Consider the following 19,734-nt stretch of genomic DNA (forward strand, 5'->3'; position numbering starts at 1 on the left):
CGCTCAGTAGAACTTCTGGATCGTCAGATCGAGCGTATCGAGATCGACGATCGGTGCGTAGCCCACGTCGGGATCGATGTTGACACTCTGCTGGAAGCTCGTCTGTTCCTGCCAGCAGCCCGAGTTGAGCGCGAGCACGTTGTGATACTTGCCGTAGCCGAGTTTGTGGACGTGGCCGGTGTGGAAGATATCGGGTACCTCCTCCATCACGAGGTAGTCGCGTTCCTCGGGCGCGATGCGCGTGTGACCCCCGTACTGCGGGGCGACGTGACGCTTCTTGAGGAGTTGGTACATCGGTTTGTGTGGCTCGTCGTAGCTGGCCTTCTCCTCCGGGAGTTCGGCGATGACCTCGTCGAGGCTCACACCGTGGTACATCAGGATCGAGACACCCTCGATCGTCACGGTCGAGGGGTTGCCCGAGATGCGCGCGTCGTGGACGTCCATGATCTCCCTGAGGTCGTCGTCGAACCCGGGTTGAGGTTCGGCAAGGCGGACGGCGTCGTGGTTGCCCGGGATCAAGAGGATCTCCATGTCGCCGGGCACCTCCTTGAGATACTCCGCAAACTGCTCGTACTGCTCGTAGATGTCGACGATGTCGAGCTCCTCGTCCTGGTTCGGGTAGACGCCCACACCCTCGACCATGTCGCCCGCGACGAGGAGATATTCGACGGCGCTCGCCTCCTCAGTATGGAGCCAGTCGGCGAACGCCGACCATGCGTCGGCGGCGAACTCCTGACTGCCGACGTGGACGTCCGAGATGAGCGCCGCGCGGACGTGGCGGTCGGCCGTCGAGGGCGTGTACGTGCGCGGCACGTCGGGGAAGTGGAGATCGTCGACGAACAGGATGCCGCCGTCGCCCGCAAGCGTGCCCTCGACCGCAATGACCTCGTCGAGCAGGAGTTCGTCGACGACGCTCGCGAGATCGCGGTCCTTCATGATGAGACACGGGAAGGTGCCGGTGGTGTCTTCGAGTTCGACCAGCCAGTGACCGTTGGCCGTCGAGCGGATATCCGAGATCATCCCGACGATGGCAGCGTCGCTGCCGCCGGCCATCGCCTCGACGGCCTCGGTGGGACGATGGTTGATCCGCGAGCGAAGCAGTTTCGAGAGCCGTTCGTAGCGATCGCGGAAGGTCCGCACGAAGTCGGCGTACTCGCCCGTCCCGGTCGACCGCCCCGTGATGTCGCCCGCGATGGCCAGCGAACGCAGCTCCGGATCGGCCGAACGTTCGGATTGGGTGTCGTCATTGCCGCCGTGAGACCCCTTCGTTTCGACTGGAGCGGTGGGGTCGGTTTCGGGTTGCATGTCGTGGTCTCCACCCGAAACAGAGGGGTTGTGAGTCGCTGTCGTGGCGTCGTTCGTGTCGATGCTCCGTCGGACGTGCTCGGCCGAGAGCGTGAGCGCGTCGTCGGGGACCGATTCGATGACGCGCTCGATGGCGCGCTCGGGATCGTTCGCCCCGGCGATGAGCGTGACGGCCTCTCGCTCGGCGTTGTAGCCGCGGCTGGCGAGTTCGGTGACGATGCGGACGGAGCTCGAACGCGGCACGGAGACGGATTCCACGGCGGGAACCAAAAGGATAGCGGGTGGGAAGGAAACGTTGAAACGACCGCCGGCGGTATGGGTGTCAATGGATTCCGGAGACGGTGACGAGGGCTGGCCCGGACGCTGGGACGACCGGGAACCCGACTCCGGAACGGACGAAACGACCGACAGCAGCGCGAACCCTGGAGACGAAACCGGGGTCCGTGACGACGGGAACGTTTCCGGTGGAGACGATCCAAATACGGGTGATTCGGCCGGAGAGGGACCGCTTGCGCGCGTGCGCTGGTTCATGAACACCGACGAGGAGTGGGTTGCGTTCGTCCGCGAGGTGCTTTCGAGCGTCGCGGTCGTGGCGATCGTCGGCCTCCTCCTGTTCGCGATCAGCGGGCTCTGGCCACCGATGGTCGCCATCGAGAGTCCGAGCATGGAGCCCCACATGGAACGTGGCGATCTCGTCTTCCTGATGGAGGAGCATCGTTTCCCCGGCGGGGCGGCCTACAACGGGACCGGTGTCGTGCCCTATCAGGCAGGCGCTGCAGCCGACTACAAGGAGTTCAGCGAGTACGGTGACGTCATCGTCTACCAGCCCGACGGCAGTACGCAGGAGACGCCGATCATTCACCGCGCGCGCTTCTGGGTGAACGACAGCGAGAACTGGTACACGAAGGCCAACGAGGAGTATCTCGGCGGGGCCGACAGCTGCGAGGAGCTGGCGAACTGTCCGGCTCCCCACGCCGGCTTCGTCACCAAGGGCGACAACAACGGGCTCTACGATCAGGTGGACACCGGTGCCGGACCGATCAGCAGCCCCGTCAAATCCGACTGGGTCACCGGGACCGCCGAGCTCAGGATCCCGTGGCTCGGTCGGATCCGACTGCTGTTCGGGACGGTCGGGACCGGTGATCTCGCTTCACCTGCGGGTTCCGTCTCGGCCGCGAATGCCGCTGCACCCGGGAGTGCCGCCGGAGCCACCAGTTGGCAGGTGAATTCCGCCGCCGTCGGAGTCTGAACTGGTATTGGAGTTGACAACAGTACCTTCGGTGGCTGAAAAGGCGAATTAGCTGTCGAAGCGTGCCTGGACGAACGGTTGGACGTCCTCGATATCGCCGAGTCTGGAGTCGCTCGTGAGGACGGCTTCGGTGTCGTCGATCGGGACGGAGAGGTTCATCTCCTTGGTGCGACCGTATCTCCCTTTCGAGACGACGACCGCGTTGACGATGCCGAGCATGTCGAGTTCGGAGATCAGATCGGTGACGCGGCGCTGGGTCAGCACGTCGGCGTCGATCTCCTCGCAGAGCCGGCGGTAGATGTTGTAGACCTCGCCGGTGTTGATGTTCTGTGCGCCGTTGCGTTCGAGCAGGATCACGGCGAAGAGGACGACCTTCGACTGGGTGGGGAGGGTACGGACGACCTCCACGACTCTATCGAGCTCGATCTTCTCCTGGGCATCGCGAACGTGATCCTCGCCGACGCGCTCGGTCTGGCCGCGCTCGGCGAGTTCGCCGGCGGTGCGGAGGAGATCGAGCGCGCGCCGGGCGTCGCCGTGTTCCTGGGCGGCGAACGCGGCACAGAGCGGGATGACGTCCTCGGAGAGGGCGTTCTCGACGAAGGCGATGTCCGCACGCGCCGAGAGGATGTCCCGGAGCTGGGTCGCGTCGTACGGCGGGAAGACGATCTCCTCCTCGCCGAGGGAGGATTTGACCCGCGGATCGAGGAACTCGGTGAACTTGAGATCGTTCGAGATGCCGAGAATCGAGACGCGCGAGTTCTCCAGTTCGGAGTTCATCCGCGAGAGGTTGTAGAGCGTGTCGTCGCCGCTCTTCTCGACGAGTTTGTCGATCTCGTCGAGCATGATGACGACGACGCGCTCGTGGTAGTCGACCGCCTCGAAGAAGGTGGAGTAGACGCGATCGGTCGGCCAACCGGTCATCGGCACGGGTTCGAACTCGTCGAGATCGGCTTCGAGCTGTTCGATCCGGCGTTCGATCCCGTCGACGGAGTCGAACTCGACGGCAGGGGAGTCGGTGGCGTCGGGTTCGGCATCGTCAGGATCGACGACGTCGGGATCGTCGAGCACCCCTGGATCGGAGCGGGCGCGCTCGGCGAGATCGCGGAGGTCGGCGAGTCGCTCCTCGATGTGTCGTTCGTTGGCGTCGATGAACGTGTTCGCGAGCTGGGCGAGCACGCGATACTGGGTATCCGTCACCTCACAGTTGATGTATTCGACCTCGCAGGGGACGGTATACTTCTGTGAGGTGGTTTCGAGTTCGTTGCTGACGAACTTCGCGCTCGCGGTCTTGCCCGTGCCGGTCTTCCCGTAGATCAGGATGTTCGATGGGGTTTCGCCGCGGAGCGCGCCGACGAGCACCGTCGCCATGTTGTTGATCTGTTCGTTGCGATGGGGGAGCCGTTCGGGCGTGTACGAGGGTCTGAGGACGTCCTTGTTCTCGAAGATCGGTTCGCCGCTGAGGAGATCGTCGAACAGTCCCGGTGCGGCGTCGGTTCGCGATTCGTCCGCGTCCGCGGGCGCGTCGGTATCGGTAGTGTCGGTAGTGTCGGTAGCGTCTGTCTCGTCTGTCGCGTCGTCACTGTTCGGTACATCGCCATCACCGTCGGTATCGGTCGAGACGGTTGCCCGGCCGGTGGTCGGCTCCGTCGAGACACCGTCGTCAGTATCGACGGCGTCATCGGTACCGACGGTGTCGTCGGCGTCGACGTCATCGTCAACACTGATGCGATCATCAGCACCCGCGATATCGTCGGAATCAGCGCTATCTGGCGGTGCCGACGAATCGTCGGCGGTTCGGTCGTCGGATGGTCGGTCGTTTCCTGTCATTGCCGTTCGGTTCCCGTGTTCTGACCCCTTCCTTTCGGATGGAGGAGTGCCCGCACACCAGCAAAGGATGGCGTATATCCCGGAGAGAAGGCAGCTACGTCGATATAGGACGATGGTGTGCGTTGGTCTGCTCTGTTAATCGTGCAGCGGAACCAGAGGTTGGGTATATATTAATTTGTTGATTCGGGCGGCAGCGGGGCGGAAACGAACGACGGTTGCAACTCGATCAGACGAAACGGATCGTCGAGGACGGTGATGATAATAGTCATACCAGTTCACCACCCCCCCACCCCTTCGTTTCAGGTGGAACGGCTGAGAGGGGTGGGTGGGGGACGAGAGGAGCGTCTAGATTGGGAAACTATTAAGTAAAGACGCTGAGAACAGCACCCGAGGGGTAGAGAAAACACTCTAGAGACGACACCCTTTTATCTCTCTAGTGATCTCGGCGACCGTTCGGCCGTTCATACCATATCCTAGATGGTTCATCGTCCCCTTGTGGCTTCTTTCGCTGCTTCATCCCACGAAACCCACCTCGCCACACACCGCCCCATCTCCGTTCCACTCGAAACGAAGGGGTGGGGGTGCGGGAGAATGTGCTAGTATACCATACTTCGAACGTAGAGGAAGATACGGCGAACGATCGATCGACGATCGGTACGGCGAGGACAACCGTCGATCGGACTGTGGCGAGTTCGGGACAGGACGGACGTTCGGTCGAATCAACAAGCCTGATACGTGTCTGACGTGGGTTTAAGTGTATGCGATATCGTTGTACGCCCGGATTCGCCCGGCGGGCGGGTGGGAGAGAATAATGGGACTACTCGCAGGACTCAGAAACAGCATCTCGAACCTCTTTTCGAGCGGGCAGAAACAGCGGCGTATCGGTATCTACGGGCCGCCGAACGCCGGCAAGACGACGCTCGCGAACCGCATCGCACGCGATTGGACCGGCGACGCCGTGGGGCCGGAGAGTCACATCCCCCACGAGACGCGCCGCGCTCGCCGGAAGGAGGACATCGAGATCGAGCGCAACGGCAAGTCGGTGAACATCGATATCGTCGACACGCCCGGCGTCGCAACCAAAGTCGACTACGAGGAGTTCATCGAACACGACATGGAGAAGGACGACGCCGTGCGCCGCTCGCGCGAGGCCACCGAGGGCGTCGCCGAGGCGATGCACTGGCTGCGCGAGGACGTCGACGGCGTCATCTACGTGCTCGACTCCGCCGAGGACCCTTTCACTCAGGTGAACACGATGCTCGTCGGCATCATCGAGAGCCAGGATCTCCCCGTCCTCATCTTCGCCAACAAGATCGACCTCGAGGACGCGAGCATCCAGCGCATCACGAACGCCTTCCCCCAGCACGAGACGGTCCCGCTGTCGGCGCTGGAGGGCGAGAACATGGACGAGGTTTACGAGAAAATCGCGGAGTATTTCGGCTGATGTCCGAAGCAGACGACCCCTCCACTGGCGACGCCGACGGCAGCGGCGTCCAGCTGGACATGATCAGCGGCGAGCGGATGGACCAGCTCGCGAGCATGGAGAAGATCCGTCTGATCCTCGACAGCGTCCACGACGGCAACATCGTCATCCTGGAGGAGGGGCTCGATCCCGAGGAGGAGTCGAAGCTCATCGAGGTGACGATGACCGAGATCAGCCCCGACGAGTTCACCGGCATCGAGATCGAGACCTATCCCGGCTCGTCGAAGTCGAGCGGTGGGTTCTTCGATCGGCTGATGGGCCGCGAGACAGAGACGAAACTCACCGTCATCGGGCCGGCCAACCGCCTCGAAACGCTCCACAAGGACGAGACGCTCATCTCGGCGCTCGTCACCCGCACGTGACCGCATCGACTATCGTTTCCCCTGCAACGCCGCCGACGCCCTCTTTGCACTCGGCGGCCACGTCCCGCTAATGCCCCATCAGTGTACGGAGTGTGGCCACACGTTCCCCGACGGCTCGAAGGAGATGCTGTCGGGCTGTCCGGACTGTGGCGGCAACAAGTTCAAATTCGAACCGGCGGCCGACGCGCGCGAGGCGAGCGCCGCCCAGTCGGCAAACGAAAGCACCGACGCAGCAGCCACGGAACACGCTCCCGACGATCCAGCAGCCGCACAGCCACCGCCGGCCGCCGATGGGCCGGGCGACGCATCGTCCGACGGACCACCGGCTGTCGACTCCGACACCCCTGCTGCAGTCGAAACCGAGGACGGCGCACAGGCGGACGCCCGCCGCGACGTGGCGTCGCCGGACGACCTCGCCGCGGGTGCGGGCCCCGGAACCGACGACATAGCTGCCAGCGACGATTCCGCCACCCTCTCCGCAGGCGAAACGGACCCTTCCGCCGATCCCACCGATCCCGCCGACGACAGCGATGTCAGCGACGCCGACGGCGCGGATGACGCGGAGATGGCGGCGCTCCGTCGTGAGCTCGACGACCAGTTCGAGAGCATCAAGATCCTCGAACCCGGCCAGTACGAGCTCAATCTGATGGAGCTGTACAATCGCGAGGAGTTCATCATCGCCCTCCAGGAGGACGGTCAGTACGTGATCGACGTGCCCGGCTCCTGGCACGGCGAGTGACCACGAGGAAATCGGCGACCGAGCCGTCCGGCGGGCCACGACAATTGAAGCACTTAACAGGGGGCCGCGAGAAGCAACTCCCCATGAGTCAGGCAACCAAAATCGTGCTGGGAACGGTCGGGCTCTCCGCGCTGCTCGCCGTGGGGATCATCGTCGCGCTCGCACTCGCGTAGATGTTCGACCGTCGAGTCCTCTCGGACGATCTCGCGGCGGTCCGCGACGAGCACGCTCCCGACGCACTCGTCCTCGACACCGAACGGGATTTCGAGACGCTCGATCCGGCGGTCGCCGAGTCGCTTGGCCCGCTCTGTGAATCGCTCGATCCGGTCACCTACCCCGCCGAGTGGCTGCCGGCCGACGCGCCCGAGATCCTCGCGAACTACGCCAGCGACTCGTTCACGATCGGTATGCCCGGCGACGGCGGTGTCGCGTGGACCACCCAGACCGTGCCGGCCACAGTACTGGTCAAACCCCGTCTGGCGGGTTCGCCCGAGCCGTTCATCGAGTTCCTGATCGCCGAAGCACTCGTCGAGATCGGGCTCGACGAGCCCGAACAGTTTCTCGGCTTCTTCGGCGAGCACTACCGCGATCTCGACGAGGCAACCTCGCTCGCCCCGGCGGGCACCTATCAGCTCGCCGCCGCACTCTACGACGCCTACCTCGGCTGTACGACCCGCGATGTCTTCGCCGATTGGGACGACCACCCCGATCTCCACGCCGCGTGGATCGATGCGGGCGAGCGCCTCGTGCCCCGACTCACGGAACTGCCGAGCGAGATCGCCACCGGCGAGACCTCCTTCGCGGCGGCCGCCGAACTCGCCTGTAGCGCCGTCAAACACGACCTCGACATCCCAACTCCCTTCGGCGCGCTCGACACCCGTGCCTACCGCGAGTACGGTCTCGACTACGCTATCGAGTGGGCCGAGAAGACCTTCGCCGAACTCGATTAGAACTCGCCGCGCACCTCGCCGTCGACGTCGAGCGAGATGATGCCGTCGAACAGCTCTCGGTACTCCTCGACGACCGACTCGTCGTGGACCTCCTCGGCGAGATGGAACAGACCGACGGCGTCGTGTTCGGCGAGCAGTTCGAGCAGTGCTGCGACGGTCTCGCGGGCGCGCTCCTCGTCGGCGTAGTAGGCCATCTCCGTGACCGAATCGAGGCTCACGCGGAGCTTGCCGTCGTTCTCCTCCAGGAACTCCGCGACGGTATCGACGATGCCGTCGACGTCGTCCGGTGCGGCGACGTAGTGGACGCCCTCGCCGGAGCGTCGCGAGTAGCCGCGTTCGATGCTCAGCGTGTCGAGGATCGTCGCCTTCTCCCGGTCGACATCGTAGTGTTCGAGCTTCTGTTCGACCTCGCGGGCGGTCGTCCGCGTCGAGATCACGAGCAGGTTGTCGGTGTCGGTGTTGAGGAAGTCGGTGTCGATCCGGTCGGTCTCGCCGGTGCTCGGATGTATCAAGAGGACGCCGGTTCCACCAGAAACCGTCTCGGGGGTGTCCTCGACCGCGAGCGCATAATCCATGCCCGAAGCGCGGCGGCAGGCATCTTAATCCCTGCGACACGCCAGACGGCCGGACTGTCAGAAGACGCTGTCGGCGGTGGCCGCGCCGACGACGCTGAACATCGCCCCGATCGACACCGCCCGCAGCGTCGTCACGAACCGTTCCATCGGTGCCATCGATCCGAGAAACGTCTCCGGCGCGTCGAACACCACCGCGAGAATCACCACCGAACCGAAGGAGACGGCCATCAGCGAGACGAACCGTACCGGCACCCCGGCGACGGCGCGCTCGTCGTCGGGGTTGCGCTCGTCGTCGGCCTTGTAGAGTGCGCCGTAGCCGATGGCGAGGACGACGGCGACGGTCAGCACGACGTTGAGCGTCTCCATGTTCGTCGCGAGCGTCCAGACCTCCTCGGTGACGACGAACGGCCCGGCGAGCAGGAAGCCGCCGACGACCTGCTGGGCGATGTCAGCCACCTGGAAGTGGGGTCTCCATCTCGTCATGTCGACCGCTCGCCGCCGGCGAACAAGACGCCTGCGCTCGGGCGGGGTCGGCCCGGTGGCCCGAACGGGTTTTCACGTCGGCACCGCTTCCCCCGATATGACCGTCAGAGAGGAGTTCGACGCGTGGGCTACTGAGGGACGCGACCGTGGGATGGAGGATCGCCACTGGCACACCGCCAAACACGCCCTCGCGCGCATGCCCGTCGAGGCGGGCGATCGCGTGCTCGATCTGGGTACCGGCAGCGGCTACGCCGGCCGTGCGATCAACGACACGACCGGCGCGCTCGTCTGTGGTCTCGACGGCTCACCCGAGATGGCTCGGAACGCGCGCTCGTACACCGATTCGGACAGCATCGAATTTCTCGTCGGCGACTTCGATCACCTTCCGTTCGCCGACGATACCTTCGATCACGCCTTCTCGATGGAGGCGTTCTACTACGCCGCAGATCCGCACGAGGCACTCGCCGAGCTCCGGCGCACGCTCCGCCCGGGCGGCACGTTCTACTGCGCTGTCAACTACTACGAGGAGAACGTCCACAGCCACGACTGGCAGGACTCCATCTCCGTCGAGATGACCCGCTGGGACATGGACGAGTACCGCGACGCGTTCCGCGCGGCGGGCTTTCACGTCGCCGCCCAGGACACCATCCCCGACCGCGAGACCGAGATCCCGGCCGAAAGCGAGTTCCCGACCGACGAGTTCGCGACCCGCGAGGCGATGGTCGAACGCTACCGCACCTTCGGGACGCTGTTGACCGTCGGCGTCGTCCCCTGAGCCGTTCCCGACATCGCTGGATCGATCCCTTCCCTCCCCTCCTGCCGATACCAGCAACGGTATCCTCCTCTTTCGTCTCCAGTCGAAGCAACGCCGCCCTTGCTCCCGTTCCGGCTCCGTGGAACCAGTCCAACCCGGGCGAAAGAGGCAACAAAATCCGCAAAGTGCGCAGTAGTGGCGGAACCTGCCGAATGTATCGGTAATATATGCCCCCGCATCGTAGTCGCAAGCGGCCATGAGTGACTACGCGAACGACGTGCTCGTTTCGGCCGACTGGGTCGACGAGCATCTCGACGAGTTCCAGAGTGACGATCCCGACTACCGACTGCTCGAAGTGAACAATCCGACCGTGACCGCCGATTCGGAGTACACCGCCTACGAGGAGGGTCACGCCCCAGGTGCGGTCTTCCTCGACTGGGAGGAGGACTTCACCGATCAGACGACTCGCGATATCCTCTCGAAGGACAGCTTCGAGGAGACGATGGGCGCGGCGGGCGTCTCCGAGGACAGTACAGTCGTCTTCTACGGCGGCGGCCGCGTTCCCAACTGGTTCGCGCTGTTCGCCTACTGGCAGTTCAAATACTACGGTCACGAGGACGTCCGCGTGCTGAACGGCGGGAAGGACTACTGGGTCGCGAACGACTACCCGCTCACCGACGAGGAGCCCGATTTCCCGAGTCAGGACTACTCTGCACGAGGCCCGTTCGAGAGCATCCGCGCGTACCGTCAGGACGTCGAGCAGGCCGTCGAGGGTGGGCTGCCGATGGTCGACGTGCGCTCGCCCGAGGAGTTCAGCGGCGAGATCATCGCGCCCGAGGGGCTCCAGGAGACCGCCCAGCGCGGCGGCCACATCCCGGGTGCGAGCAACGTCCCGACCGCCACGGTGCTCAACGACGACGGCACCTTCAAGACCGCCGACGAGCTCAGCGAGCTCTACGCCGATGCGGGCATCACCGAGGATCAGTCGGTCGTGACCTACTGCCGGGTCGGCGAGCGCTCCTCGATCGCGTGGTTCGCGCTCGTCGAACTGCTTGGCTTCGACGACGTGCAGAACTACGACGGCTCCTGGACCGAGTGGGGCAACATCATCCGCTCGCCCATCGAGAAGGGCGAGGCGGAGTAAGCACCACGAATCCCGCCTCGTAGCGGAGCAGCGAGCAGCCGCGAGCCGCAAAGCAGGGCGAGGGCGATTGAGGAAGCGAATCCTCGTCACGACGGACGGACCCGCACCGAATTCTCGATTTTTCACGCCGGAAATCATGCCACAGTTCGGTTGCGAAACCGACAGGCGAGCGCGTCAAGTGGCTTCAGTTCCTTCTTCACTCAATGAGCGACACCCAGTCCGGCCCGCTCCAGCCGGACCGTCCAGGCAAGGAGATCCCGTTTCGCGTCGAGGCACCGTTCGATCCTGCGGGCGATCAGCCCGAAGCCATCGAACAGCTCGCGGCGGGGTTCGAGCAGGGAATGGACGCCCAGACGCTGCTCGGGGTCACGGGCTCGGGCAAGACCAACACCGTCTCGTGGCTCGTCGAGGAGATCCAGAAGCCCACGCTCGTCATCGCGCACAACAAGACCCTGGCGGCACAGCTCTACGAGGAGTTCCGCAATCTCTTCCCGGACAACGCCGTCGAGTATTTCGTCTCCTACTACGACTACTACCAGCCCGAGGCCTACGTCGAGTCCAGCGACACCTACATCGACAAGGACGCCTCGATCAACGACGAGATCGACAGGCTGCGACACTCGGCGACGCGCTCGTTGCTCACCCGCGACGACGTGATCGTGGTCGCCTCCGTCTCCGCGATCTACGGGCTCGGCGATCCGCGAAACTACATCGACATGAGCCTCGAACTGGAAGTCGGTCAGGAGATCGACCGCGATGACCTCCTCAAGGGACTCGTCGATCTGAACTACGAGCGCAACGACGTCGATTTCACCCAGGGCACCTTCCGCGTCCGAGGTGATACGGTCGAAATCTTCCCGATGTACGGGCGGTACGCCGTCCGTGTGGAGTTCTGGGGTGACGAGATCGACCGCTTCACGAAACTCGATCCATTGGCGGGCGAAGTCAAAAGCGAGGAGCCAGCCGTCCTCGTCCACCCGGCGGAACATTACTCGATCCCCGAGAACCGTCTCGATACGGCCATCGACGAGATCGAGGAGCTGATGGATGAACGGGTCTCCTACTTCGAGCGCGAGGGCGATCTCGTCGCCGCCCAGCGCATCGAGGAGCGCACCACCTTCGACCTCGAAATGCTGCGCGAGACGGGCTACTGCTCGGGGATCGAGAACTACTCGGTGCATCTCTCCGATCGCGATTCGGGCGACGCGCCGTTCACCCTCCTGGACTACTTCCCCGACGACTTTCTGACTGTCATCGACGAATCCCACCAGACCGTGCCCCAGATCAAGGGCCAGTTCGCGGGCGACAAATCCCGCAAGGACTCGCTCGTGGGCAACGGATTCCGCCTGCCGACGGCCTACGACAACCGTCCGCTCCGCCAGCCCGAGTTCGCCGAGAAGACCGGCCAGACCCTCTACGTCAGCGCGACGCCCTCCGACTACGAGCGCGAGCATTCCGAACAGATCGTCGAGCAGATCGTTCGTCCCACCCATCTCGTCGACCCCGCCGTCGAGATCTCCCCCGTGGACGGCCAGATCGATAATCTCTTGGAACGGATCGACGGACGCATCGAGCGCGACGAGCGGATCCTCGTCACGACGCTCACCAAGCGGATGGCCGAGGATCTCACCGAATACCTCGAAGAGGCCGGCATCGCCGTCGAGTACATGCACGACGAGACCGACACGCTCGAACGCCACGAACTCGTTCGCGGCCTCCGACTCGGCGAGTTCGACGTGCTCGTGGGCATCAACCTGCTCCGTGAGGGCCTCGATATCCCCGAAGTATCCTTGGTGGCGATCCTCGACGCCGACCAGGAGGGGTTCCTCCGATCCGAGACCACGCTCGTCCAGACGATGGGTCGCGCGGCGAGAAATGTCAACGGTGAAGTGGTACTGTACGCCGACGACGTGACCGACTCGATGGAGTCGGCGATCGACGAGACCCAGCGCCGCCGCGAGATCCAGCAGGAGTACAACGCCGACCACGGCTTCGAGCCGCGAACGATCGAGAAGGAGGTCGGCGAGACGAACCTCCCCGGATCGGAGACCGACACCGGCGGGACGGCAACCCTCGAACCCGACTCGGCCGAAGGGGCCAGAGAGCTCGTCACCGACCTCGAAGACCGGATGGACGAGGCTGCCGGCAACCTGGAGTTCGAGCTCGCGGCGGACATCCGTGATCGCATCCGCGAACTCCGTGACGAGTTCGAGCTCGAAAGCAAGGGTGGCGTTCCACCCGAAGAAGACGTACCGCCGGAAGCCGAGTTCTAACCGGTCGTCCGCTCCGTCGATCCGTTCTCGACGAACCCAGTCAGCATCTCGTAAAACCCGTACAGCGAGAGTAGAGCGACGACGACGGCGCTCGCGAGGAACGGCGTGTCGATCGCAACGACGCCATAGCCCGCGACGATCATGATACCCGACGAGACGGCGAAGACGAGCAGGAAGACGACCGCCACGCCGAGTCGGTAGCCCTTCCGATCGGACATCGTTGGTTCGACCTTCGATTGCCGTGTGCATATCTCTTTGGCGCAACGACGATCACCGGCCGGGAATCAAAAACAAGCTCAATTGTATTACTGAAAGCAGAATTGGAAAGGTTTATGCGAGTTCCGCGTGCCCGTTCGGTACGGACGCGGTTTCCGTCCGACGGGAATCGCCGGACAGCGATCGACTGTGAGTCACAACTATGCGCCGACAGCTAGCCACATCATGAGCGAAGGAGCACAGGCCACCCAGACGGACGTCGTTCGACGAGCGCTCGATCGAGCGCGCCCGGACGGGGAGGAGATCATCACCGAGAGCGCTGCCGCGGACGTAATCGCCGCGACCGAACGCGATCTCTACGCGGGCGCGACCGACGCGGAGGCCCGCGAGGCGCTCATCGGGGTGCTGACCGCCCGCATCGAGCGCGAACCGCGGTACAAACGGCTTGCCGCCGCGGTGTTCCGCCACCAGCACTACCGCGATGTCGCCGGCGAGGAACCCGGTTCGGAGGGCATCCCCGAAACGGGCTATCGCGAGACGTTCCGTGCGGGTATCGAGCGTGGCATCGAAGCGGATCTCCTCGACGAGCGAATGGGCGAGTTCGATCTCGACGCACTCGCCGACCATCTCGATCCCGCGCGCGACGACCGACTCGAACACATGGCGATGACGACGCTCGCCCAGCGCTACTTCCTCACCATCGACGACGAGCCGATCGAACTCCCGCAGGCGTTCTGGATGCGCGTCGCGATGGGCATCGCGCTCGCCGAACCCGCAGACGAGCGCCTCGCACGCGCGAAGGAGTTCTACGACCAGCTCTCCACCCTCCGCTTTGTCTTCTCGACGCCGACGCTGTTCCACGCGGGCACGACACATCCGCAGCTCTCCTCGTGCTATCTCACGACCGTGCCGGACGATCTGGAGGGGATCTTCGACTCCTACAAGGCCCACGCGAAGCTCTCGAAGTGGTCCGGCGGACTCGGCAACGACTGGACGAACGTCCGGGCGGCGGGCGCACGAATCTCCTCGACGGGCGTCGAATCCACGGGCACGGTACCATTTCTGAACATCTCGAACGACGTGACCGCGGCGATCAACCGATCGGGAAAGCGCCGTGGCGCGGCGTGTGCCTACCTGGAACCGTGGCATCTCGATTTTCCCGCCTTCCTGGATCTGAAGCGCAACACGGGCGACGAGCGCCGGCGTACCCACGAGATGAACACCGCGGCGTGGGTGCCCGACCTGTTCATGAAGCGCGTCGAGAACGACGAGGAGTGGACGCTGTTCTCGCCCGACGAAACGCCCGATCTCCACGGAACCTACGGCGAGGAGTTCGAGCAACGGTACCGGGAGTACGAACAACGGGCCGACGAGGGCGAGATCGACCAGTACGAGCGCCGCGACGCCACGGAGCTCTGGCGGACGATGCTCACTCGCCTGTTCGAGACCGGCCATCCCTGGCTCACGTTCAAGGACGCCTGTAACGTCCGCTCGCCCCAGGATCACGCAGGCGTCATCAACTCCTCGAATCTCTGCACCGAGATCACGCTCAACACCTCCGACGAGGAGACCGCGGTCTGCAATCTCGGTTCGGTGAACCTCGCTCGCCACGTCGGCGAGGACGGGATCGATCGCGATCGCCTCGCCGACACGATCGAGACGGCGATGCGGATGCTCGACAACGTTGTTGATCTCAACTTCTACCCCACCGACCGCGCCGAGCGCTCGAACACCCGCCATCGACCGATCGGTCTCGGGATGATGGGATTCCACGAGGCGCTGATCGAACAGGACATTCCGATGGCGAGCGAGGAAGCGATCGACTTCGCCGACCGCATCACGGAGTTCCACTCCTATCACGCCATCCTCAACTCCTCGCGCCTCGCTGTGGAACGCGGCCCCTACGACTCCTATGAGGGTTCGAAGTGGGACCGCGATCTCTTCCCACAGGACACCGTCCCGTTGCTGGAGGCCGAACGCGACCGCGAGATCCCGATCGACGTGACCGAACGTCTCGACTGGGAACCAGTCCGCGAGCACGTCGCCGAACACGGGATGCGCAACTCGAACACGATGGCGATCGCGCCGACGGCGACGATCTCGACGATCGCCGGCACCACCCCCTCGATTGAGCCGCGCTACTCCAACCTCTACGTCAAGTCGAACATGAGCGGTGAGTTCACGGTCGTCAACGACCGCCTCGTCGCCGATCTCGACGAGCACGATCTCTGGGATGAGGAGATGCTCGATCGGATCAAATATCACGACGGCTCGATCCAGGAGATCGACGCCATCCCCGAGGCGATCCGTGAGCGCCACCGCGGCGCGTTCGAGATCGACCCGCGCCACCAGCTCGAACTCGCCGCTCATCGCGGAATCTGGCTCGATCAGAGCCAGTCGGTCAACGTCTTCTTCCCCTCGACGGACGGCTCGCTGCTCGACGACGTCTACCGAACGGCGTGGGAACTCGGACTGAAGACGACCTACTATCTCCGGACGCTCGGCGCGAGCCAGTTCGAGAAATCCACCATCGACATGGCCGAGTACGGCCGGACGCAGACGCGCGATGTCGAGGACGAGGATACTGACGACGGAGACAGCGACAACAACGACGACGAAACCGATCTTCCGACGGTCGAGGACCCGACCTGTGAGGCCTGCCAGTAATGCCGATCACGTACACCACCGACGCCGACGGACACGACCCGAACAAGATCCTGCCGATCGACTACGAGTGGGCGCGCGAATACTACCGCGACGGTGTGGCGAACAACTGGACGCCCGAGGAGATCCCGATGGGCGAGGACGTCCGCCAATGGAACGAAGGCGAACTCAGCGACGCCGAACGCCAGCTCGTCGAGTGGAACCTCGGCTTCTTCTCGACCGCGGAATCGCTGACCGCGAACAACATCGTGCTCGCGGTCTACGACCACGTCACCGCCCCCGAGTGTCGCCAGTATCTTCTCCGCCAGGCCTACGAGGAGGCCGTCCACACGGACACGTTCATCTACTGCTGTGACAGCCTGGGCTTCGACCCGGACTACCTCTACGGGATGTACGACCGCATTCCTGCCATCGAGGAGAAAGACGAGTTCGTGGTCGATCTCACCCGCGTCATTGATCGCGACGATTTCGAGATCCAGAGTCAGGAGGACGTTCGAGCGTTCATGCGCGACCTCATTGGATTCTACGTCATCATGGAGGGGATCTTCTTCTACGCCGGCTTCGCGATGATGCTCGGACTCAAACGTCAGGGGAAGATGACCGGCGTCGGCCAGCAGTTCGAGTACATCATGCGCGACGAGTCCCTGCACTTGGGATTCGGCGTCGATCTCATCGACGCCATCCGTACGGAAACCGGCGCGTGGACCGCCGACTTCGGTCGGGAGGTCCGTGAGCTCGTTACCGAGGCCGTCGATCTCGAACGTCGCTACGCCCGCAAGGCCTGCCCCAACGAGATCCTCGGGATGGGCCCCGACCAGTTCGCCGACTACGTCGAGTACGTCGCTGACCGCCGGCTCGGCCAGCTCGATCTCGACCCCGAGTACGGGACCGACAACCCGTTCCCGTGGCTCTCGGAGGCCGCCGATCTCAACAAGGAGAAGAACTTCTTCGAGACCCAGGTGACGGAGTACCGCACTGGCGGCTCGCTGGAGTGGTAAGCGTGGCCGAAGCGAACGCCGCGGCCGACCGCACGATCGCCGACGAGAGCGTTGACGACCGGAACGCCGGCGAAGTGACCCTCGGCGAATCGTACACGGAGACGAGCGAGATCCTGATGCCGACCGACACCAACAACCTCGGGCGCGCGCTCGGCGGACGGGTGCTCCACTGGATGGACATCTGCGCGGCGATCGCCTCGCGGCGGTTCTCGGGCGGGCTGACCGTCACCGCCGCGATGGAGGGTGTCGAGTTCCTCGCACCGATCGAACAGGGTGAGATCGTCACGCTCTCGGGCTACGTCTTCGCGACGGGACGGACGAGCATGGACGTGAAAGTCACCGTCACGGCCGAGCGCCCGGCGGCCGACGAGCTCCGCGAGACGACGACCTCGTTCTTCATGTTCGTCGCCGTCGACGGCTCGCACGGTACGCGACCGGTGCCCGACCTCGCCTGCGCGAACGATCACCAGCATGCGCTCCGCGAGCGAGCCCTGGAACAGCGTCGAGATCGCCACGAGCGCACCGGGTAGTTCCCGCAGACACAGCTTTTCGGCCGTTTCGAACCTTCTCAAGATCACTCTACGAATTCGATCGGTGATTGTATGATCGTTTCGCTGAAAGCGGAAATTTAACTTATTACTAAAAACGACTCTGTAATCATGATGGATCCATCTTCGTTAGAAGTCGAAGACACACCCTCCGAGTCCGCGTTCGAGACTCGCTCACAGCTGGACATGCTCGTCTTTCTCGTCGCACTCATCGGTGCCGGCGTGACCCTGGGACCCACGATCGGCTTTCTGGCCGGATTGGTCTGTACTGGGATCGCAGTCATCACACTCGGTCGGCTCTACCGTCGAGAATTTCGGTGACGTGACCGTCCACAGTCCGTAACGTCGCGAACTCAGAGTCGCCCCTGGATCGTCGTGGCCGTCTTCTCCCCGACGCCCGACACCGACTGGAGTTCGTCGGGCGAGGCCGCGCGCACCCCATCAATGCTGCCAAAGCGCCGGAGCAGGCGTTTTCTGGTCTGCGGGCCGATACCAGGAACGTCGTCGAGAACGGTCGACACCTCGTCGCGCAGGGTCTGGTGGTACTGGACCGCGAACCGATGGGACTCGTCGCGCACACGCTGGAGCAGGTGGCGCTCGGGTGCGTCGTCGGGCCACGCGAAACTCCCATCGGGGGTGACGACGCGCTCTTCGGCCTTCGCCAGCCCGATCGCCGGCACGTCCCAGCCGACTTCGGAGAGCGCATCGCGCGCGGCGTTCAACTGCCCTTCACCACCGTCGATGAGCAGTAGATCGGGCTCCGATCTGTCGTCCCGCCCGTCGACTGCTCGGCGCGCGCGCCAGGCGACGAGCGCGTGCATGTTGGCGTAGTCGTCGTTCTCGTCTTGCAGTTTCTTCCGCCGGTAGTCGGATTTCTCGGGACTGCCGTCGACGAACGTCACGTCGCTGCCGACGGCGGCCCGGCCCTGGGCGTGGCTCACGTCGAACCCCTCGATCCTGTTCGCGCGCTCGATGCCGAGGCGGTCGGCGAGCGCCGCCGTTCCGTCAGCTTTCCCGCGCCCGCGACGGGCGTTTTTGAGCGCCAGCTCCACGAGGGTCGCTTCGCGCCCCGCGCCGGGGACGCGCACCGCAACACTCTCGCCGTCGAGCCAATCGTCGAGTTCGTCGTCGGTGAACCGTTCGGAGAGCAACAGTGCATCGGGCAGCGAGCGTTCGGCGTAATACTGGACGATGAACGCCGCGAGAACGCTCCCCACACCCTCCTCGCCGTCGTCGGGCACCGAGAGCGTGTGGCGATCGCGCTCGACGAGCTGGCCGCCCTCGCTGTGCAGTCTGGCGACCGTCGCCTGCTCACCTTCGACGACCGCACCGAGTACGTCGATCCACTCCTCGCTGGTCTGGGCCGACACGGCCTCGCCGCCGCCCTCGTGGAACGACTCCACGACCTGGAGCTTGTCGCGCAGGTTCGCGGCCCGCTCGAAATTCTGCTCCTCTGTGGCGCGCTCCATCTCGCGGCGCAGCGGGTCGGCGAGCAGTCCCGGACTCCCCTCGAAGAACCGCTCCACGGACTCGACGTCGGCGATGTACTCCTCACTCCCGATCTCGCCGGTACACGGCGCGGTACAGAGCCCGAGATCGTGATCGAGACAGGGCCGATCGCGCCCGGCGAACTTGTGATCGGAGCAGCCCCGCACGCCGTAGGTCTCCCGGAGCGCCTTCACGACGGTCTCGACGCGCCCGCGCTCGGTGTAGGGACCGAACGCCACGGCCCCGGGGTTGGGGTCGCGCGTGATCTCGATGCGCGGGAACTCGTGATCGGTAAGCTGGACGAGCGGGTAGGACTTGTCGTCCTTCAGACGGACGTTGTAGCGTGGCTGATGGCGTTTGATCAGGTTTGCTTCGAGCAGGAGCGCCTGCGTTTCGGTGTCCGTCACCGCACATTCGATCTCCTCGGCACGTTCGACCATCCTCGCGATGCGCCGCGAGCGCGGGTCGGCGTACGAGCGCACCCGATCGCGGATATCGACGGCCTTCCCCACGTAGAGCGTCGTCTCGCCCTCCTGGAACTGATAGACGCCAGGTTCGCGTGGGAGCTCGCTGGCGTGCTCGCGGACGTGCGCTGCGTCCATCGACTACCGAAGGCACGCGAGGCGTTTGATACTGTCGATCAGAACGTCATCGCCCGCACCGACCGCGTTCACGG

Annotated in this window: 19 protein-coding genes; 13 read left to right on the plus strand and 6 right to left on the minus strand. The window is 64.2% G+C overall.

Going from position 1 to position 19,734, the window contains the following annotated elements; all coding sequences use genetic code 11:
* Positions 1-3: 3 nt before the first annotated feature.
* Positions 4-1,548: a DNA-directed DNA polymerase II small subunit gene (locus MUK72_RS02155; protein WP_244703377.1), complete on the minus strand. Its 1,545-nt coding sequence runs from the start codon at positions 1,546-1,548 to the stop codon at positions 4-6.
* 82 nt (positions 1,549-1,630) lie between these two features.
* Here MUK72_RS02155 and MUK72_RS02160 point away from each other — a divergent pair, with 82 nt between their 5' ends.
* A complete protein-coding gene (locus MUK72_RS02160) occupies positions 1,631-2,554 on the plus strand; it encodes a S26 family signal peptidase (protein ID WP_244703379.1) in 924 nt (307 codons plus the stop codon).
* 48 nt (positions 2,555-2,602) lie between these two features.
* Here the strand turns inward: MUK72_RS02160 and MUK72_RS02165 are convergent, their stop codons facing one another.
* Positions 2,603-4,381 (minus strand): Cdc6/Cdc18 family protein, encoded by a 1,779-nt coding sequence (locus tag MUK72_RS02165; protein WP_244703381.1) that lies wholly within the window; start codon positions 4,379-4,381, stop codon positions 2,603-2,605.
* An 811-nt stretch (positions 4,382-5,192) separates the two neighbouring features.
* Between MUK72_RS02165 and MUK72_RS02170 the strand changes: the two genes are divergently transcribed.
* From MUK72_RS02170 to MUK72_RS02185, 5 genes are all read left to right on the plus strand, one after another.
* Positions 5,193-5,825 carry an Era-like GTP-binding protein gene (locus MUK72_RS02170; RefSeq protein WP_004053908.1) on the plus strand — a complete coding sequence of 211 codons (633 nt, stop codon included), beginning with the start codon at positions 5,193-5,195 and terminating at the stop codon, positions 5,823-5,825.
* Positions 5,825-6,226: a DUF2073 domain-containing protein gene (locus tag MUK72_RS02175; protein ID WP_244703383.1), complete on the plus strand. Its 402-nt coding sequence runs from the start codon at positions 5,825-5,827 to the stop codon at positions 6,224-6,226. The genes MUK72_RS02170 and MUK72_RS02175 overlap by 1 nt, the downstream gene beginning before the upstream one ends.
* A 70-nt stretch (positions 6,227-6,296) precedes the next feature.
* Positions 6,297-6,965, plus strand: coding sequence for a Zn-ribbon domain-containing protein (locus MUK72_RS02180; protein ID WP_244703385.1), 669 nt, complete (start codon positions 6,297-6,299; stop codon positions 6,963-6,965).
* A gap of 83 nt (positions 6,966-7,048) precedes the next feature.
* Positions 7,049-7,138 carry a hypothetical protein gene (locus MUK72_RS20405; protein WP_425311076.1) on the plus strand — a complete coding sequence of 30 codons (90 nt, stop codon included), beginning with the start codon at positions 7,049-7,051 and terminating at the stop codon, positions 7,136-7,138.
* Positions 7,139-7,915: a DUF7089 family protein gene (locus tag MUK72_RS02185; protein ID WP_244703388.1), complete on the plus strand. Its 777-nt coding sequence runs from the start codon at positions 7,139-7,141 to the stop codon at positions 7,913-7,915.
* On the opposite strand, the gene MUK72_RS02190 is transcribed toward MUK72_RS02185, so the two are convergent.
* Both MUK72_RS02190 and MUK72_RS02195 read right to left on the minus strand, forming a co-directional pair.
* On the minus strand, positions 7,912-8,490 hold the full coding sequence (locus MUK72_RS02190; RefSeq protein ID WP_244703390.1) for a DUF7090 family protein: 579 nt from the start codon (positions 8,488-8,490) through the stop codon (positions 7,912-7,914). The two genes, MUK72_RS02185 and MUK72_RS02190, sit on opposite strands and share 4 nt — an antisense overlap.
* A gap of 57 nt (positions 8,491-8,547) precedes the next feature.
* On the minus strand, positions 8,548-8,973 hold the full coding sequence (locus MUK72_RS02195; RefSeq protein ID WP_244703392.1) for a DUF2391 family protein: 426 nt from the start codon (positions 8,971-8,973) through the stop codon (positions 8,548-8,550).
* Between the two features lie 97 nt (positions 8,974-9,070).
* Between MUK72_RS02195 and MUK72_RS02200 the strand changes: the two genes are divergently transcribed.
* The 3 genes from MUK72_RS02200 to uvrB all read left to right on the plus strand — a co-directional run bounded on the left by MUK72_RS02200 (position 9,071) and on the right by uvrB (position 13,144).
* Entirely contained in the window at positions 9,071-9,748 is a 678-nt protein-coding gene (locus MUK72_RS02200) for a class I SAM-dependent methyltransferase (RefSeq protein WP_244703394.1), read from the plus strand.
* Between the two features lie 235 nt (positions 9,749-9,983).
* Positions 9,984-10,871, plus strand: a complete 888-nt coding sequence (locus tag MUK72_RS02205) for a sulfurtransferase (protein WP_244703396.1) — start codon at positions 9,984-9,986, stop codon at positions 10,869-10,871.
* A 203-nt stretch (positions 10,872-11,074) separates the two neighbouring features.
* Complete coding sequence (gene uvrB / locus MUK72_RS02210; protein WP_244703398.1) at positions 11,075-13,144, plus strand: excinuclease ABC subunit UvrB; 2,070 nt, start codon at positions 11,075-11,077, stop codon at positions 13,142-13,144.
* Here the strand turns inward: uvrB and MUK72_RS02215 are convergent.
* Positions 13,141-13,362 carry a hypothetical protein gene (locus MUK72_RS02215; RefSeq protein ID WP_004053926.1) on the minus strand — a complete coding sequence of 74 codons (222 nt, stop codon included), beginning with the start codon at positions 13,360-13,362 and terminating at the stop codon, positions 13,141-13,143. The two genes, uvrB and MUK72_RS02215, sit on opposite strands and share 4 nt — an antisense overlap.
* Before the next feature lie 223 nt (positions 13,363-13,585).
* On the opposite strand from MUK72_RS02215, the gene MUK72_RS02220 reads away from it, so the two are divergent.
* The 4 genes from MUK72_RS02220 (at position 13,586) to MUK72_RS02235 (ending at position 17,891) form a co-directional block, all read left to right on the plus strand.
* Positions 13,586-16,027, plus strand: coding sequence for a ribonucleoside-diphosphate reductase subunit alpha (locus MUK72_RS02220; RefSeq protein WP_244703400.1), 2,442 nt, complete (start codon positions 13,586-13,588; stop codon positions 16,025-16,027).
* Positions 16,027-17,022 (plus strand): ribonucleotide-diphosphate reductase subunit beta, encoded by a 996-nt coding sequence (locus MUK72_RS02225; RefSeq protein WP_244703402.1) that lies wholly within the window; start codon positions 16,027-16,029, stop codon positions 17,020-17,022. The genes MUK72_RS02220 and MUK72_RS02225 overlap by 1 nt, the downstream gene beginning before the upstream one ends.
* Positions 17,023-17,138: 116 nt before the next feature.
* Positions 17,139-17,552 (plus strand): acyl-CoA thioesterase, encoded by a 414-nt coding sequence (locus MUK72_RS02230; protein ID WP_343750043.1) that lies wholly within the window; start codon positions 17,139-17,141, stop codon positions 17,550-17,552.
* Positions 17,553-17,684: 132 nt separating this feature from the next.
* Positions 17,685-17,891, plus strand: a complete 207-nt coding sequence (locus tag MUK72_RS02235) for a hypothetical protein (protein WP_244703406.1) — start codon at positions 17,685-17,687, stop codon at positions 17,889-17,891.
* A gap of 32 nt (positions 17,892-17,923) precedes the next feature.
* On the opposite strand, the gene MUK72_RS02240 is transcribed toward MUK72_RS02235, so the two are convergent.
* The gene (locus MUK72_RS02240) at positions 17,924-19,660 is read right to left on the minus strand and encodes an excinuclease ABC subunit C (protein ID WP_244703408.1); all 1,737 of its coding nucleotides are present in this window, start codon (positions 19,658-19,660) and stop codon (positions 17,924-17,926) included.
* Positions 19,661-19,734: the final 74 nt, after the last annotated feature.

Source organism: Halococcus dombrowskii (assembly GCF_022870485.1).
Classification (GTDB): Archaea; Halobacteriota; Halobacteria; order Halobacteriales; family Halococcaceae; genus Halococcus; species Halococcus morrhuae.